This window comes from Arthrobacter sp. 35/47 (genome assembly GCF_000520475.1).
Lineage (GTDB): Bacteria > Actinomycetota > Actinomycetes > Actinomycetales > Micrococcaceae > Arthrobacter_D > Arthrobacter_D subterraneus.
Window position 1 is genome coordinate 51,408 of the sequence record NZ_KI914616.1, and the last position, 14,606, is coordinate 66,013.

Here is a 14,606-nt window from a genome sequence, read left to right on the forward strand (position 1 = left end):
ACCGCCTGGCGCGGCTCGGCGAGCTGGGTGACAAACTGGATGGCCATGAGCGCGCCGGGGGACAACTCAAAGGTTTCACCCCGAGCCTCCTCCGAAACCCGGCGGATGAGGATGCCCTCGTTGCGCCACTCCGAGCAGTACGCCTGCGCCGTCTGCGGAAGCTCGAAGCCATGGTCGCGCAGCTCCTGGAGGTCCGCGTCGATGAGCTCAAAGAGCTCCGGCGCGGGCCGGCGCCGCTCCTCGCCGCCCAGGTGGGTTCCCAGGAGTGCGACGGCGGCTGATGCGTTCCGTCCGCGCAGCAGCGACCAGGCAGGGCTTTCCTTCGCCAGGCGGTCGGCGGCGTAGGCAGTGCTGAGCGTACTCACGTCGTCTAAGGTACATGCCGGTACCCCCAGCAGGCGTCCCGGTGCCAGCGCCCCGCAACATCCGAAAAAGTTCCAATAAATCTCTGGACTCCACACGGAGACGTTTATTAGAGTTCCAGGTGAAGAAACCTGCAGGGGCGCTTACGGCGTCCGGAGAGGAGGAGTGCATCACCGCTGACGAATACCGATCATCAACAATCCAACCGGATGAAAGCCCCTCTCGAGGGGCTTTCCTTTTGTCCGCTCGGCAGGACATTAGTCTCGCGTGGTGCGGGCTTCCAGCCGGAGTTCCAGGTCGTTCATCACAATGGCTGCCAGATCCTCGAGGATCCGCGTCTCGTCCGCAGTGAACTGGCGGGACTCCGTGTCGAGGATACAGAGCGTCCCCAGGTTGAAGCCGTCCCGGGTGCGCAGCGGAACCCCCGCGTAGAACTTCAGCCCGTACTCGCCGGCCACCAGTGGATTGGACAGCGCCCGCGGATCGATCATGGCATCCTCAATGATCCAGGGGTCGTTCTGGAGAATGGCCGAGGCACACAGCCCAGGATCCCGGTCTAGTTGTTCTACGTCCGTCCCGTGATGGGACTTGAACCAGATGCGGTCGTGGTCCACGATGCTGACAATCGCCGTCGGCACGGAGAATATTCGCGCGGCAAGGGACGTAACCCGGTCAAACGCCCCGTCCGGAGGGGTGTCGAGGATGTCATAGCGGCGCACTGCAGCCAGCCGCTCCTCTTCGTTGTCCGGCAGCAGCGAATCCTCCAACTTGTGCCGCGAGCGGCCGGCTACGGCCTGCTCGTGCAGCGCCATGGCGACTTCCCGGGCGGATGGTCTCCCGGCCGGATCAGTGGAGGTCATGGCGGTGAGCAGCGCTGACCACACCGGGTGCAGGTCTGCCGGGATTTTCGGCCCGCGAAAGAGCCGGACGACGGCGCTCTCCACCGCCGGGCCCGGAAACTCGAGCTTTCCGGTGATGCACTGCAGCAGTACGAGGCCCAGCGAGTACACATCGCTGGCGGGTCCGATGGGCTCGCCCCTGACCTGCTCCGGACTCATGTAGGCGATGGTCCCGGTCAGGGAATTGGCGTCGTCGCTCTTGGTGCCGGCCAGGGCAGCGACGCCGAAGTCCGTCAGCTTGGCGCGCATCCGGGCGTCCTCGGTGCCGTAGTCGAAGAGCATGACATTGGCGGGCTTGACGTCACGGTGGACCACAGACCGGCGATGGATGTAGTCCAAGCCTTCGGCGACGTCGCACCCGATCTGCGCGGTCTGACGCAACGCGAGGGTTCCCTCCCGAAGGCGGTGCCGCAGATCCGGGCCCTGAACCAGTTCCATGACCAGGTAGACCCGGGGAGAGGCCGGTTCACTGAGATCGGAGCCCGCGTCCAGCAACGCGACCAGGCTGTGATGGTTCAGCCGCGCCAGGACCTTGACCTCGTCGTCATTGCGCCGCTGCTGATCTTCGTTCAGGACATCGGTGGGGATGAGTTTGATCGCCACATCGCGTTTCAGGAACTCGTCCCGCGCCCGGTACACCGTGCCTTTCGCCCCGGATCCGATCCGTTCGAGCAAGCGGTATCTTCCGCCGAGATACACCCCGGTAATGCTGTCGGTGGCCGCCTCGACCATGATCTACCTTCCTGGCTGAACGGTTCACTGGGCGACGGATGGGGAATGCATCGGTGGTACGTTTCGGCCACGTCGATTCTACCGGGACCTAGCGATCCGAACATACCTAGAAATTGCGCCGTAGCGGCGGTTCCTCTCCACCGGGACGCTGCACCAGGATCTGGTTCACGCCGTTCAGCCCGCGCTCAAACCCGAGCGCACTCGACGCCATGTACAACCGCCACACTCGCGCGCGGCCCTCGCTGGTGAGCCGCACCGCCTCATCCCAGTTCTCCTCCAGGTTGTGCACCCAGGCACGGAGGGTGAGGCCATAGTGTCGGCGCAGCGCTTCGACGTCGAGCACTTCCATCCCCGCCGATTCCAGCGCTCCCAGCATGACCGTGAGGCTGAGCATCTCGCCGTCAGGGAAACGTAGCGGGGGATGAACGAGTCAGGATCCGGCGGCATCTCGCCGGCGTTCCACGAGATCGCGTGGTTGAGCAGTCGGCCGCCCGGGCGGAGCAGGCTATTCAACTTCGCGGCGTAGTTACCGATCTGCTCTTTCCCCACGTGCTCGGCCATGCCGATGGAGCTGATCGCGTCGAACGGGCCGTCGCTGATGTCGCGGTAGTCCTGTACCCGGATTTCGATCCGGTCGGAAAGCCCGACGTCGGCCGCCCGCTTCCGGGCGAGCGCCGCCTGTTCCTTCGACAGGGTGATCCCGACGACGTCGACTCCGTAGTTCTGCGCCGCATGCAGCGCGAAACTGCCCCAGCCGCAGCCCACGTCCAGCACCCGCATGCCCTCCTTCAGGCCGAGCTTGCGGCAGACCAGATCGAGCTTTGCTTCCTGGGCAGCGTCCAGGCCGGTGTCCTCGTCCTCCCAGACCGCGCAGGAGTAGACCATCGACGGACCGAGGACGAGCCGGTAAAAGTCGTTGCCGACGTCGTAATGGTGGGAGATTGCTGCGGAGTCGCGCTTCTTCGAGTGCAGCCGCCCGGTCTTGGTGACGTCCATTTCCTCGGGCGGGGGAGCGATCGGCAGTCCCACGGCCCCCACCCGGACGGCCGTCCTGAGCAGCCGCCAGCGCTCTCGGAGCGTGGGCGGGCGGAACGCCTTCACTTCGGCGAACTTGCCGACGGAGCTGAGCACGGAGAAGCTTTCGAAGAGATCGCCGTCGTCGTCGATGTCACCGGCCACGTAGGCGCGGCTCAGGCCCAGCTGGTTCGGTGACCACAGCATCCGCCGCAACCCGCGCCGGGACCGGAACTCGATCACCGGTGCGTTGACCGGCCCGGCCTCGGATCCGTCCCAGGCCTGCAGCCGCAGCGGGATCTCTTCGGTGCCGAGGATGATGGCCAGCGCCTCGGCCAAACGTGGTGCCGCTCCCTTTTTCTTCGCCATGCTTCTTGTCTACTACGACTCGGGTGCGGGAGCCAGAGGGCATGGTTCAACGTCGGCCGCTGAGTGGGCCGGTCTCCCAATACCCGCTGGCTACTCAAGGACCTTGCGTTGAATGAAGTCGGCCATGCCCGGCACCGTAAAGGCCACAAATCCACGGTCGGGAGCGTAAATGTGGCCGTTCTTGATAAGTTCCCGGCGTGAGACTGAGAGGTCGCTCGTGCGGACTTTCCCAGTACGGACAACGAGGTCTTGAATTGCCGATGGATTGTCGGCGTCTTCAGCCATTGCTTTCATAACTTCCCGCTGCGCTGGCGTCGCTCGTTCCCAACGTGACTGATACAAGCCTCTGTCCACCTCCTCGCGCGCCTTTGCAGCGCCAATCTCCGCATCTTCGACGGCAATGTGATCAACTTCCGCACGCACGTCCCAGACGTGCTTACCGCATGCCTGTACGAAATATGGGTAGCCACCAGAGGTTCGGACGGCCAATTCGAGTGCGGTTGGATCCCACGAGACGCTACGCTGCTCGGCTGGATGCACCAATGCTTTCTTCGTCTCGTCATCGCCCAGCAAATCCAACGATCGATAGTCATACAGTCGTTCCGCGTAGCTGGTCGCATCTGCGAGGACGGCGGGAAGAGACGGCAGGCCTGTGCCGATGAAGATGAGCGGTACAGGCCATGCAGACTGACCGAGGATGTGCAGCGCGACATTGAGAGCGTTAAGGTCGGATGTCGGAGCTTCCTGCAGCTCGTCGATTGCAATCAGAACGCCAGAGTCGATAGAACGCGCTGCCAGCCCTATCTCCTCAAAGAGCTCGCGTATGTCCCGTTCGAGATCCCCTGTGTCTGCGACACCTGGCTCAGGCTCGACGTCGAAACCGAAACTGTATGTTCCTGCAGGATCGACTTTCAGTTGGAAAGAACGAAAGACGCGGAGCGCTTTTGCGAAGGCTTCCCGAACGTGCTCTCCGGTGGTCATCAGCTTCCGCAACTCGGTATGTAGCTCCAGCGCAATCATCTGGCTCAGGCTGCGACCAGCCGTTGCCTCCAACTTGATGGCAATCCATCGCGGCGACTCGTGGGCCCGACGCACAAAGTCATTAAGCAGCACCGTCTTGCCGACCCCTCTCAGCCCAGAGATGATCACTGGTCGCTCGCCCTCGGAGGAGTCCAGCACCTGGTTCATCAGGCCGGTGACTTCGCTGACGATGTCATCACGGCCAGCGAGCTCTGGCGGGACCCGTCCTGCTCCGGGACGGAACGGGTTTGCGCTTCGTTGCAGCATATCTAACTCTCTCTATAAGCGTGTAAAGAAAAAGTTATACGCTTATAGAGGTCCTTACAAGGCAAACGATGTGCGCCTTCAACCCGCAGACGCAGGCTTCCTGTTGTTGCCCTGCGTGGCTACTTCACCGTCACCTGACCGGCGTCGACCTCCCACCGCGCATCCAGCCGGACGTTCTCGAGCATCCGGCGGTCGTGGGTGACCAGCAGGAGCGCGCCGGTGTAGTCCTCAAGCGCCTCCTCGAGCTGCTCGATCGCAGGCAGGTCGAGGTGGTTGGTGGGTTCGTCGAGCACCAGGAGGTTCACCCCGCGGGCCTGCAGGAGTGCCAGCCCGGCCCGGGTGCGCTCGCCGGGGGAAAGCATGCCCACACGGGCGCCCGTCTGAGCCGCCTTGAGGCCGAACTTGGCCAGGAGCGTGCGGACCTCCGCCTGCGCGAGCTCCGGCACGGCCGCCTCGAACGCTGCCGCAAGGGTCTGATCCTCCGCGAGCTGTCCGCGGGCCTGGTCGATCTCGCCGACGGCGACGTTGGCACCCAGCGAAGCTGCGCCGTCGTCGGGCTTCTGATGTCCCAGCAGCAGGCGCAGCAGGGTGGATTTGCCGGCGCCGTTGGGGCCGGTGATGCCCACGCGCTCACCGGCATTGAGCTGGAGCGATACCGGTCCGAGCGTGAAGCTGCCCTGCCGGGCGACGGCCGCGTTCAGGGTTGCCACCACTGAGCTTGAGCGCGGTGCGGAGCCGATGCTGAACTGCAGCTGCCACTCCTTCCGGGGCTCCTCCACCTCGTCAAGGCGGGCAATGCGGGACTCCATCTGGCGGACTTTCTGTGCCTGCTTCTCCGAGGACTCCATGCTGGCACGGCGGCGGATCTTGTCATTGTCCGGGCTCTTCTTCATCGCGTTGCGGACGCCCTGCGAACTCCATTCGCGCTGGGTGCGGGCACGCGAGACGAGGTCCTGTTTCTTGTCCGCGTACTCCTCGTACGCCTCGCGGGCGTGCCGTTTCGCGACGGCTCGTTCTTCGAGGTAGGCATCGTAACCGCCGTCGTACACGGCTACCTGGTTCTGGGCCAGGTCCAGTTCCACCACCGTGGTGACGCAGCGGGCGAGGAACTCGCGGTCATGGGAGACCAGCACCGCGCCGCCGCGCAGATTGCGCATGAACGCTTCCAGCCGGGCCAGTCCGTCGAGGTCCAGGTCATTGGTGGGCTCGTCGAGGAGGACGACGTCGAACCGGCTGAGCAGCAGCGCGGCGAGGGCAACCCTGGCGAGCTGACCGCCGGACAGTCCGGTCACAAGGGCGTCCTGGGCAACACCGGGTGCGACGTCGGCCAGTACAGCGGGGAGCCGGTCCTCCAGGTCCGCGGCGCCCGAGGCGAGCCAGTGTTCCAGGGCCGCGGCGTAGCGGTCGTCGGCGCCTTTGATCTCCGCGCCGAGCTCCTCGGCGGCTTTCTCCATCGCCTCAGTGGCGGCGGTGGCTCCGGTACGGCGGGCGATGTACTGTTCCACGGTTTCGCCGGGTGTCCGCTCATGTTCCTGGGGGAGCCAGCCGACAAAGGCGTCCTTCGGTGCGCACATCACGGTCCCGGCGAGTGGTTCGTCGACGCCGGCGAGCAACCGCAGCAGCGTGGACTTGCCGGCACCGTTGGCTCCCACCACTCCGACGACGTCGCCCTGCGTGACGGTCAGGTCGAGGTTGGAAAAGAGGGTGCGGTGGGCGTGGCCGCCGGAAAGCGCCTTGGCCACGAGGGTTGCAGTCATTGATTCAGTGTAGGAGCCCGCCGGTCGGGGTTCCGGTTCAGGTGCTCCTGCGAAGCACGCCCGCGGCAACGAGGCCGAGGATGGGGCCTTGGATCAGGTGGCCCGGCACACTCATGATCGCCGTTTCCTCCCGTGAGTAGTGAACTGTGAACTCACGGTAGGACCGCTGCACGGAGGGTTCAGCAACCTGGTGCACGCAAGGGGAGGGAATTCCGGTCTCCGACCGTTGAATATCTGTAATCCAGCACACTGTGCCCGGGTGGGGGGCGAGGCTACAGTTCCTGAGAATCACAGGAAGCAGAACCGGAAGGGTAATACGCATGGCACGGGCAATCTGGAATGGTGCAGTCATAGCTGAGTCGGACGACATCGTGGTGGTTGAAGGAAACAGCTACTTCCCGAGGGAATCGGTCAACGATGAGTACGTGAAGGGCAGCGATATGCATTCGACCTGCCCATGGAAGGGGAAAGCCAGCTATCTCACTCTCGACGTGAATGGCCAGCAAAACGAGGACGCTGCATGGTTCTATCCCGATCCCAAGCCCCGGGCTATGCCCATCAAGGACCGGGTGGCGTTCTGGCGGGGTGTCACCGTCGAGGGCTGACTTTTGTCTCTGGGCGGCGGAGTTGCGAAAACTGCCGCTTTCGAAGCCCCCGACCGGTGTCCTACGATCCTCGCCATACCCGGCGTGAAGGGTCACGCAACCCGTCCCGCGCGCTGGTGATCCTCTGCCGGAGGCCCTGAAACCGCCTAGAACGCAGCGACTCCCGCCTCAGCGACTTCCTGGTCCTGTTCGATCGTGCCGGTCGAGACGCCGATCGCGCCGACGATGCTCCCCTCGCGTACCAGCGGAATGCCGCCGGGGAAGACAACGAGGCGTCCACCGTGCGCGTCGTTCAGCCCATAGATCGGCCCCTCCGGCCGGGTGAGTTCCTGAAGATCACCGGTCTCGCACTGGAAGGCGATGGCGGTGTACGCCTTGTTGATGGCAATGGTGATGCTGCCGATGTTGGCTCCATCCATACGGACATGCGCCTTCAGATTGCCGCCGGCGTCGACGACGGCGATGTCCATCGGCTGCCCGATCTCGGTTGCTTTGGCGGCCGCGGCGTCGATGACGCGGCGCGCTTCCTCGGCGGTGACTGTCTCAAGCACGGTTCCAGCTGCCATGGGAGGGTCCTGTCGGTAGGGGATGATTGAGCAACCTAAGCACGGCAACGGTGCACCTGACGAGGTGGTGATTACCCTCAATCCGGGGGGTGGGTAACCCCCCATTCCGGCTCGCCGTGCGCCGCCCTACTGTGGTGGGAAACCTACTCAGGAGGTATGTGTTGTGGGCGTTGTTCCCCTGAAAGACATTCTCGATCCCGCGTTCGATGCCCGCTACGGCGTACCGGCAATCAACATTTTCAATGATCTGACCATGGAAGCGGTTCTTGCCGGTGCCGTGGATGCCAGATCACCTGTCATTCTGCAGACGTCGGTCAAAACGGTGCGCAGCATCGGTTCCCGCGTGCTGTTCGACATGTGGCAGTCATTGACCCGGGGCATCGAGGTGCCGGTGACCCTTCACCTGGACCACTGCCCGGACCGTGACGTTGTCACCGAGTGCCTCAAGGCCGGCTGGAACTCGGTTCTTTTTGATGCGTCCGAGTTGCCGGTCGAGGAAAACCAGCGCCAGACCATCGAGGTGGTTGCTGAAGCGCGCAGCTACGGTGCGCAGGTTGAAGGCGAAATCGAGTCCATTACCGGCGTCGAGGACGATCACGGGTCGGACGACGTTTCCGAACAGCAGAGCCTGGAAACCGCTCTCGCGTTCATCGACGCGACCGGCATCGACGTTTTCGCGCCGTCGATCGGCAACGCACACGGCTCCTACAAGGCCGCTCCCGTGCTCGACGTCGACCGCGTCACCCAGATCGTCGAGGCCCGTAGCATTCCCATCGCGCTGCATGGCGGAAGCGGGCTCAGCAGCGAACAGTTCGCCGACCTCATTTCCCGCGGCTGCGCCAAGGTGAACATTTCTACAGCGCTCAAAGAAACGTACATGCAGTCCTCGCTTGCTTTCCTCAAGCAGGCCGAGCAGAACAACAAGTGGGATCCGCCGTCGCTGTTCAAGCACACCCGGAGCGACGTCATCACGATGGTTACGCAGCTGGCGGACCAGTTCGGCAGCGCCGGGAAGGCAGGCAACTAGCATGCCCGCACTCATCTTCGACTGCGACGGCGTACTCGCGGACACAGAACAGCACGGCCACCTGCCGGCCTTCAACCAGACGTTCATCGACTTCAAGGTTCCCGTCCAGTGGAGCTCCGAAGAGTACGCCGAGAAGGTGAAAATCGGCGGCGGCAAGGAGAGGATGCGGAGCATCCTCACCGAGGAGCTGGCTGCTTCGCTGGGACTGAACGACGACGCTGCAGTGAGTGATGCGATTCTCGCCTGGCACAAGCGAAAAACCGAGATCTATAAGGGCCTGGTGGAAAGCGGAGCAATGCCGGGCCGGCACGGCATCGCCCGGATCGTAGCGGAAGCGCACCACGCCGGCTGGACCCTTGCTGTTGCCTCCACATCCGCGGAACCAGCCGTCAGGGCCGTGCTCGGCCATGCGGTCGGCACGGAGCTGGCAGCACAATTCTCGGTCTTCGCCGGCGACATCGTGCCGCACAAGAAACCCGCGCCGGACATCTACCTGGTTGCCCTCCGCGATCTTGAACTGGACCCTGACGACGCCGTCGTCATTGAAGACAGCCGCAACGGCATGCTCGCCGCGCTCGGGGCCGGTCTGCGGACCGTAGTCACGGTCAGCGGTTACACGAGAGAAGAGGACTTCAGCGGCGCATCGCTTGTTGTTTCCTCCCTGGGAGACCCGGAAAACGATGAGCCGGCCGAGGTCCTGCAGAATCCGCTCGGCATCGATGTGCCCGGTTCCGTGTCTTTGGCCGTGCTGCAGGAAGTCCTGCGTCGCGATCGCCCTCCAGCTCCAGAACCCGTTTTCCGTTCATCCTCGTCCGCTTCCATATCACCGGAGAAATCATGACCGCCACAGATCTCGCCGACGTCGAATTCGTTGTCCGAACACTTGCCCGCACGGCGGTGGACAGGGAGAAGGAATTCGGCGACCTTGACGCCGTCGTCGGTGACGGTGACCTCGGCTACTCGCTCGCCCGCGGATTCGAGAAAGTCCTCGCGGACTGGGAAACGTTCAAGCGTGATGACGTCGCTACCTTCCTGCAGCAAGTCGCGGTGGCCATTTCCAGCCGGATCGGCGGAACGTCAGGCCCGCTGTGGGGCACAGCTTTCCTCCGTGCGTCCATGACCGCGAAGAACCACGAAACCGTCGACGGCACCGCCGCCGTGGCCATGCTGCGGGCCGCTACCGACGGAATCAAGGCGCGTGGCAACGCGGACCTGGGTGACAAGACGCTGCTGGATGCACTGATCCCCGCCACCGATGAGCTTGAGCGCCAGATCCAGTCCGGTGCAGGTGCCGGGGAAGCGCGCGAAGCTTTCGCCAAGACGGCTCGCGAATGCGCCGACGCCACCAGCACCCTGGAAGCCAAGCGCGGCCGCGCCAGCTACAGCGGTGAGCGCAGCATCGGCTCACCGGACGCCGGTGCCGTGGCGGTCGCGATCATTATCGAACGCATCGTTGCGGAATGGCCCAACCGCTGAGTCTTCTCGTCCACCTTTCATCAATCATCACAACGATGTGGAGTACCCATGAAAAAGTTCGTCAATGACCCGCAGCAGTTTGTCCCGGAGATGCTCGAAGGCCTTGCACTGGCCAATCCGGACACCCTGAAGTACGTCCCGGAATACAACCTCATCATGCGGGCGGACGGCCCGGATGAGAACAAGGTCTCGATTGTCCAGGGCTCCGGCTCCGGCCACGAACCCGCGCACGTCATGATCGTCGGGAAGGGAATGCTCGATGCCGCGTGCCCCGGTGATGTCTTCGCCGCACCGCCGTTTGACTACGTGTATGAGACCACCAAGATGCTCGCCTCGCCCAAGGGCGTGCTGCTGCTGGTCAATAACTACACCGGCGACAAGATGGTCTTTGAAATGGCCCAGGAGATGTCCGCCGCCGAAGGCATCAACGTCAAGACCCTTTTCATCAATGACGACGTCTCGGTGGAGGATTCCACCTACACGATCGGTCGCCGCGGCGTGGCAGGAAACTTCTTCGTCATCAAGGCCGTCGCGGCCGCAGCGGAGCGTGGAGCAGATCTCGACGAGGTCATCCGCATCGGTGAGAAGGTCAACTCCGTAACCCGCACCATGGGGGTAGCACTGACTGCGTGCACCCCTCCGGCGAAGGGCAGCCCGCTCTTCGAACTCGGCGAGGATGAGATCGAGATGGGCGTCGGAATCCACGGTGAGCCCGGCCGCCGGCGTGCCAAGATGATGCCGGCCAACGAGATCGTGGATGAACTGCTTGACCCGGTCGTCAAGGATCTCCCGTTCGGAGACGGTGACCGGGTGGCTCTCATGGTCAACGGCCTCGGCGGAACTCCGATCAGCGAGCTCTACCTGCTCTACGGACAGGCCCACAAGCGCCTCGCGGAACAGGGCATCACGGTTGGCCGCAGCTATGTTGGTGAATACTGCACTTCCCTGGACATGGCCGGCGCTTCCATCACCCTGGTCCAGCTCGACGACGAAATCGAGCAGCTCCTGAATGATCCCGCGGAGATCCCCATCCGCGTGTTCTGATCAGCTGAAAGCCACAGCAGAGCCCGTCCAACCCCCACCGGACGGGCTCTGCTGTTTCCGGCCCACTATCCGAAGAGAAACGAGGCTTCGTCGTAGCGTTCCTGCGGAACCGTCTTGAGGCGCCCGACTGACTCTTCCAGGCTGACCCGCACAATGTCAGTTCCCCGGCTGGCGACCATGGTGCCCCAGTCACCGTCATGGGCGGCATCCACGGCTGCCCGGCCGAGACGGGTAGCGAGGACACGGTCAGCTCCGCTCGGCGCTCCGCCGCGCTGGATGTGCCCGAGGGTGGTGGACCGCGTTTCGATGCCGGTCCGTTCCTCGATGATCGGGGCAAGCCGTTCGCCAATTCCGCCAAGCCTCGGCCGGTTGAACGCATCGAGCCCCCGTTCGGAATGCGGCCGGGCCATCTCGGCCGATACGAAGCCCTCCGCAACGACTACCAGCGGGGTGCGGCCGCGTTCGAAAGGCTTCCGTACCCACTCGCTGATCTGGTCCAGGGTGGCTCTCTGTTCAGGAATGAGGATCGCGTGGGCGCTGGTGGCGATGCCTGCGTACAGGGCGATCCAGCCTGTGTTGCGGCCCATGACCTCTGCGATCATGCAGCGGTGGTGGGATTCCCCTGTGGTCTTCAACCGGTCGATCGCCTCGGTCGCGATCTCGACTGCCGTATGGAAACCGAAGGAGTAGTCTGTCGCCGAAAGATCGTTGTCGATGGTTTTGGGCACGCCGACGATCTGGACGCCGGAATCGCTGAGTATCCTCGCCGCGGTCAGTGTGCCTTCTCCACCGATGACGATCAGGGCATCCACGCCCGCAGAACGCAGGTTTGCCTTGATGTGGGCAACGCCGCCGCTCTTACCGCGCTCGCCGAAAGGGCTTGTCCGTGACGTTCCGAGAATGGTCCCGCCAAGCTTCCCGAGGCCTCGCACGCTCATCCAGTCGAGGTCGATGAAGTCCGCTTCCACCAGTCCGCGCCAACCGTCGAGAAAGCCGACGAACTCGTGTCCGTGATCCCGGCTGCCGCGCAGCACGCATGCGCGAATCACCGCGTTCAGTCCCGGGCAGTCTCCGCCGCTGGTCAAAATGCCGATACGGGTCATTGAGCGTCACGCATCCTGTGGTTCCTCCTCGACGGTGATTGCGGAAAATGGCGGAGAGTTCCCCTACCTTCAACACAACCACCGGCGGGAATCATGCAAAATGAGGATTAACCCGAACGTAGCTATGGGGGAATACCCGCAGCGGTAGTTCCGTTCCCTAAGGATTGAGCGTCAGAGAGGACGTTATGGATACAGCCGCGCACAATCCGGTCTCGTTTTACGGTAGTTCCCTTCGGCCGGTCGGCGTTCCCGAGGAATTGGATTCCATGGTGGGGATCGCGCGGGATCTGGCCGGGCGCTTTGAACTGCAGACGCTCCTTCAGCGCATCCTCGGACACGCTACATCGCTCCTCCACTGCCAGTCCGGATCCATTGCCCTCGTGGATGAGGAGAAGGGCACCTACACCAAGAAGGTGGATATCGGTGTCGGTTGCCAGGAGGGCCAGACCTTTTCACTCGGCGAGGGGCTTACCGGCAGGGTCGTCGGGAGCAGGTCCACCGTAGTCCTCGGCGCCTATTCGGAGATCGAGCGCGGCCACATCGCTGCGAGCGACCCGCGCTGGGACTGCGCCGTAATCGGTGTCCCCATCCAGTGGGATCAGCAGATCGTCGGCGCCTTCATCGTCTTCAGCCCTGACAGCGACCGCACCTTCACACGCGACGAGGCCCGGCTCGCCGAACTGTTCGCCAATCATGCCGCCATTGCGCTGGCGAACTACGAACTGCACGCGAAGGCTGCAGCCCGAGAGCGGGAGGCGGCCGTCGCTGCGGAACGGGAACGTGCGGTCCGGGATGTACACGAAACGCTGGGACGTTCACTGACTTCACTCCTGCTCAACCTGGACGGTGCAGAAGAGGCTCTGGCAGGCGCTGCGGAAATTCCGGCTTCGGAATTGCGCAAAGTGTCTGTCCACATCAGTACGGCCAGAACTGTTGCACACGATGCATTGGCTGAGACGCGGCGGACAGCGCTCGGACTGGGACCGTCGTCGTTGGCCGGTAGATCGCTTGAGGATGCAATCCGGGCCGAGCTTTCCTGGGTTGAAGCCATGAGCGGGGCGGAAACACGGCTCACGCTTATCGGCGAGCAGCCCGTCATCACGCCCGAAGTGGAGCACCAGGCATTCAAGATTGTCCAGGAAGCACTCAACAACGTGGTCACGCATGCACGCGCCTCAACGGTACGTGCCGGGCTGATCTACGATAACTCCTCCATGTCACTTGTCATTGAGGACAACGGCAGGGGATTCGACCCGGCAGCAGCCCACGGTGACCATTCCGCGTTGCCCACCAGCTGTCTTGGCCTGCACGGTATGACATCGCGGGCCGTACACCTCGGCGGCAAGCTGCAGATCGAGAGCGTTCCGGGTTGGGGAACCACCATCAAAGCCGTGCTTCCGCATAGAACCCCGGACAGGGAAGCAGACCATGAACCGCGCTGGCGCATCCTTATCGCCCACGATGCCCCTGTGGTGAGCGCGGGACTTGCGAGGCTCCTGGGTATCGCTGAACCGGCCATCCAGGTGGGAGCCGAAGTTCATTCCCCGGACCAGATGCTTGAAGCGTACGAACTGCTGCGGCCCGACGTTGTGCTGATGGACCTCGACATGGTGCACGCAGACCCCGGACTTGTCGGGCGGATGCGGGAGTTGGATCCCGCAGCAGTAGTCGTAGTGCTGACCGACAATCCGACCGTGGACCAGGTGCGATCGGCGAAACAGGCGGGTGTTCGCGGCTTCATCAACCGCCGGGCGAACGGCGACTCCATCGCGCGAACCATTGTCGCAGCCGGACAGGGGCAGGCGCTGTTGGAAGGGGAAGTGTTCGATCGGCTCCTTGATTCGTCAACGGAGAACGACGCCGAGAAGCTGACTTCCCGTGAACAGGAGGTCTGCTCCATGGTTATCCGCGGAATGGCTGACAAGCAGGTTGCCCGTGAGCTGCAGATCTCCGTCAAGACGGTCGAGAAGCATGTGGGCTCTATTCTCCGCAAGACGGGTGCACGCAACCGGACCATGCTGGTAGGGCTGAGCGGACGAACTGGGGAGTCGATGTCGTGGACCTGAGCTTCGGGCGAAGATCCAGCCGGTAATGCGATGGCGCCCCTCACGCAGGCGCGGCGGAGGCGGACCTGCGTCCCGCCGTCGTTCCCCCGGTGCGCAGCGGGCAGCGGGGGATGAGGAACCAGCAGGCTGCTGCGGTGACGGCGAGGACGCCGGCGGTGATGGCGAGGGCGGTTCCCCAGGGGGCGGGGAGTTCCTGGACGAGGACGAAGACGCCCATGACGAGAACAAAGATCCCGAAACCCTTCCGGAGTGCTGCTTCCGGGATGCGGCCGGCGAGGCGGGCGCCGATGAGGGAGCC

At 63.6% G+C, this 14,606-nt stretch carries 12 protein-coding genes and 2 pseudogenes; 6 read left to right on the forward strand and 8 right to left on the reverse strand.

Translation table 11 applies throughout. The features are described 5' to 3' along the window. The 5 genes and pseudogenes from X803_RS21600 to X803_RS0113570 all read right to left on the reverse strand — a co-directional run. The coding region (locus tag X803_RS21600) for a DUF3375 family protein (RefSeq protein ID WP_035779120.1) at positions 1 to 365 on the reverse strand (365 nt) is incomplete at its 3' end. Between the two features lie 255 nt (positions 366 to 620). Beyond that, a complete protein-coding gene (locus X803_RS0113555) occupies positions 621 to 1,994 on the reverse strand; it encodes a protein kinase domain-containing protein (RefSeq protein ID WP_026545543.1) in 1,374 nt (457 codons plus the stop codon). A 106-nt stretch (positions 1,995 to 2,100) separates the two neighbouring features. After that, a pseudogene (locus X803_RS20090) lies at positions 2,101 to 3,377 on the reverse strand (cyclopropane-fatty-acyl-phospholipid synthase family protein). 90 nt (positions 3,378 to 3,467) lie between these two features. After that, positions 3,468 to 4,664: an ATP-binding protein gene (locus X803_RS0113565; RefSeq protein ID WP_026545544.1), complete on the reverse strand. Its 1,197-nt coding sequence runs from the start codon at positions 4,662 to 4,664 to the stop codon at positions 3,468 to 3,470. 119 nt (positions 4,665 to 4,783) lie between these two features. Continuing rightward, positions 4,784 to 6,421 (reverse strand): ABC-F family ATP-binding cassette domain-containing protein, encoded by a 1,638-nt coding sequence (locus tag X803_RS0113570; protein ID WP_026545545.1) that lies wholly within the window; start codon positions 6,419 to 6,421, stop codon positions 4,784 to 4,786. A 320-nt stretch (positions 6,422 to 6,741) separates the two neighbouring features. Between X803_RS0113570 and X803_RS0113580 the strand changes: the two genes are divergently transcribed. Then, positions 6,742 to 7,026 (forward strand): DUF427 domain-containing protein, encoded by a 285-nt coding sequence (locus X803_RS0113580; protein WP_026545546.1) that lies wholly within the window; start codon positions 6,742 to 6,744, stop codon positions 7,024 to 7,026. A gap of 146 nt (positions 7,027 to 7,172) precedes the next feature. Here X803_RS0113580 and X803_RS0113585 read toward each other — a convergent pair whose 3' ends face one another. Beyond that, entirely contained in the window at positions 7,173 to 7,592 is a 420-nt protein-coding gene (locus X803_RS0113585; RefSeq protein WP_026545547.1) for a GlcG/HbpS family heme-binding protein, read from the reverse strand. A 163-nt stretch (positions 7,593 to 7,755) separates the two neighbouring features. Here X803_RS0113585 and X803_RS0113590 point away from each other — a divergent pair, with 163 nt between their 5' ends. From X803_RS0113590 to dhaK, 4 genes are read left to right on the forward strand one after another with little or no spacing between them, the layout of a single operon-like run. Beyond that, positions 7,756 to 8,619, forward strand: coding sequence for a class II fructose-bisphosphate aldolase (locus X803_RS0113590; RefSeq protein WP_026545548.1), 864 nt, complete (start codon positions 7,756 to 7,758; stop codon positions 8,617 to 8,619). A gap of 1 nt (position 8,620) precedes the next feature. Then, a complete protein-coding gene (locus tag X803_RS20095; protein WP_051470765.1) occupies positions 8,621 to 9,460 on the forward strand; it encodes an HAD-IA family hydrolase in 840 nt (279 codons plus the stop codon). Continuing rightward, on the forward strand, positions 9,457 to 10,095 hold the full coding sequence (gene dhaL, locus X803_RS0113600; RefSeq protein ID WP_026545549.1) for a dihydroxyacetone kinase subunit DhaL: 639 nt from the start codon (positions 9,457 to 9,459) through the stop codon (positions 10,093 to 10,095). Before X803_RS20095 ends, dhaL begins: the two co-directional genes overlap by 4 nt. Positions 10,096 to 10,143: 48 nt before the next feature. Continuing rightward, a complete protein-coding gene (gene dhaK / locus X803_RS0113605; protein ID WP_026545550.1) occupies positions 10,144 to 11,139 on the forward strand; it encodes a dihydroxyacetone kinase subunit DhaK in 996 nt (331 codons plus the stop codon). A 65-nt stretch (positions 11,140 to 11,204) separates the two neighbouring features. Here dhaK and X803_RS0113610 read toward each other — a convergent pair whose 3' ends face one another. Further along, positions 11,205 to 12,242, reverse strand: a complete 1,038-nt coding sequence (locus X803_RS0113610; protein ID WP_026545551.1) for an ATP-dependent 6-phosphofructokinase — start codon at positions 12,240 to 12,242, stop codon at positions 11,205 to 11,207. Positions 12,243 to 12,427: 185 nt separating this feature from the next. Between X803_RS0113610 and X803_RS0113615 the strand changes: the two genes are divergently transcribed. After that, a complete protein-coding gene (locus X803_RS0113615; RefSeq protein WP_026545552.1) occupies positions 12,428 to 14,308 on the forward strand; it encodes a hybrid sensor histidine kinase/response regulator transcription factor in 1,881 nt (626 codons plus the stop codon). Between the two features lie 40 nt (positions 14,309 to 14,348). Here the strand turns inward: X803_RS0113615 and X803_RS20100 are convergent. After that, a pseudogene (locus X803_RS20100) lies at positions 14,349 to 14,606 on the reverse strand (sulfite exporter TauE/SafE family protein); the annotation flags it as partial.

What these genes read in the sequence shown, in the direction of transcription:
- X803_RS0113555 (WP_026545543.1), bottom strand. Translation starts at nt 1,994, where the DNA reads ATGGTCGAGGCGGCCACCGACAGCATTACCGGGGTGTATCTCGGCGGA.
- X803_RS0113565 (WP_026545544.1), bottom strand. Translation starts at nt 4,664, where the DNA reads ATGCTGCAACGAAGCGCAAACCCGTTCCGTCCCGGAGCAGGACGGGTC.
- X803_RS0113570 (WP_026545545.1), bottom strand. Translation starts at nt 6,421, where the DNA reads ATGACTGCAACCCTCGTGGCCAAGGCGCTTTCCGGCGGCCACGCCCAC.
- X803_RS0113580 (WP_026545546.1), top strand. Translation starts at nt 6,742, where the DNA reads ATGGCACGGGCAATCTGGAATGGTGCAGTCATAGCTGAGTCGGACGAC.
- X803_RS0113585 (WP_026545547.1), bottom strand. Translation starts at nt 7,592, where the DNA reads ATGGCAGCTGGAACCGTGCTTGAGACAGTCACCGCCGAGGAAGCGCGC.
- X803_RS20095 (WP_051470765.1), top strand. Translation starts at nt 8,621, where the DNA reads ATGCCCGCACTCATCTTCGACTGCGACGGCGTACTCGCGGACACAGAA.
- dhaL (WP_026545549.1), top strand. Translation starts at nt 9,457, where the DNA reads ATGACCGCCACAGATCTCGCCGACGTCGAATTCGTTGTCCGAACACTT.
- dhaK (WP_026545550.1), top strand. Translation starts at nt 10,144, where the DNA reads ATGAAAAAGTTCGTCAATGACCCGCAGCAGTTTGTCCCGGAGATGCTC.
- X803_RS0113610 (WP_026545551.1), bottom strand. Translation starts at nt 12,242, where the DNA reads ATGACCCGTATCGGCATTTTGACCAGCGGCGGAGACTGCCCGGGACTG.
- X803_RS0113615 (WP_026545552.1), top strand. Translation starts at nt 12,428, where the DNA reads ATGGATACAGCCGCGCACAATCCGGTCTCGTTTTACGGTAGTTCCCTT.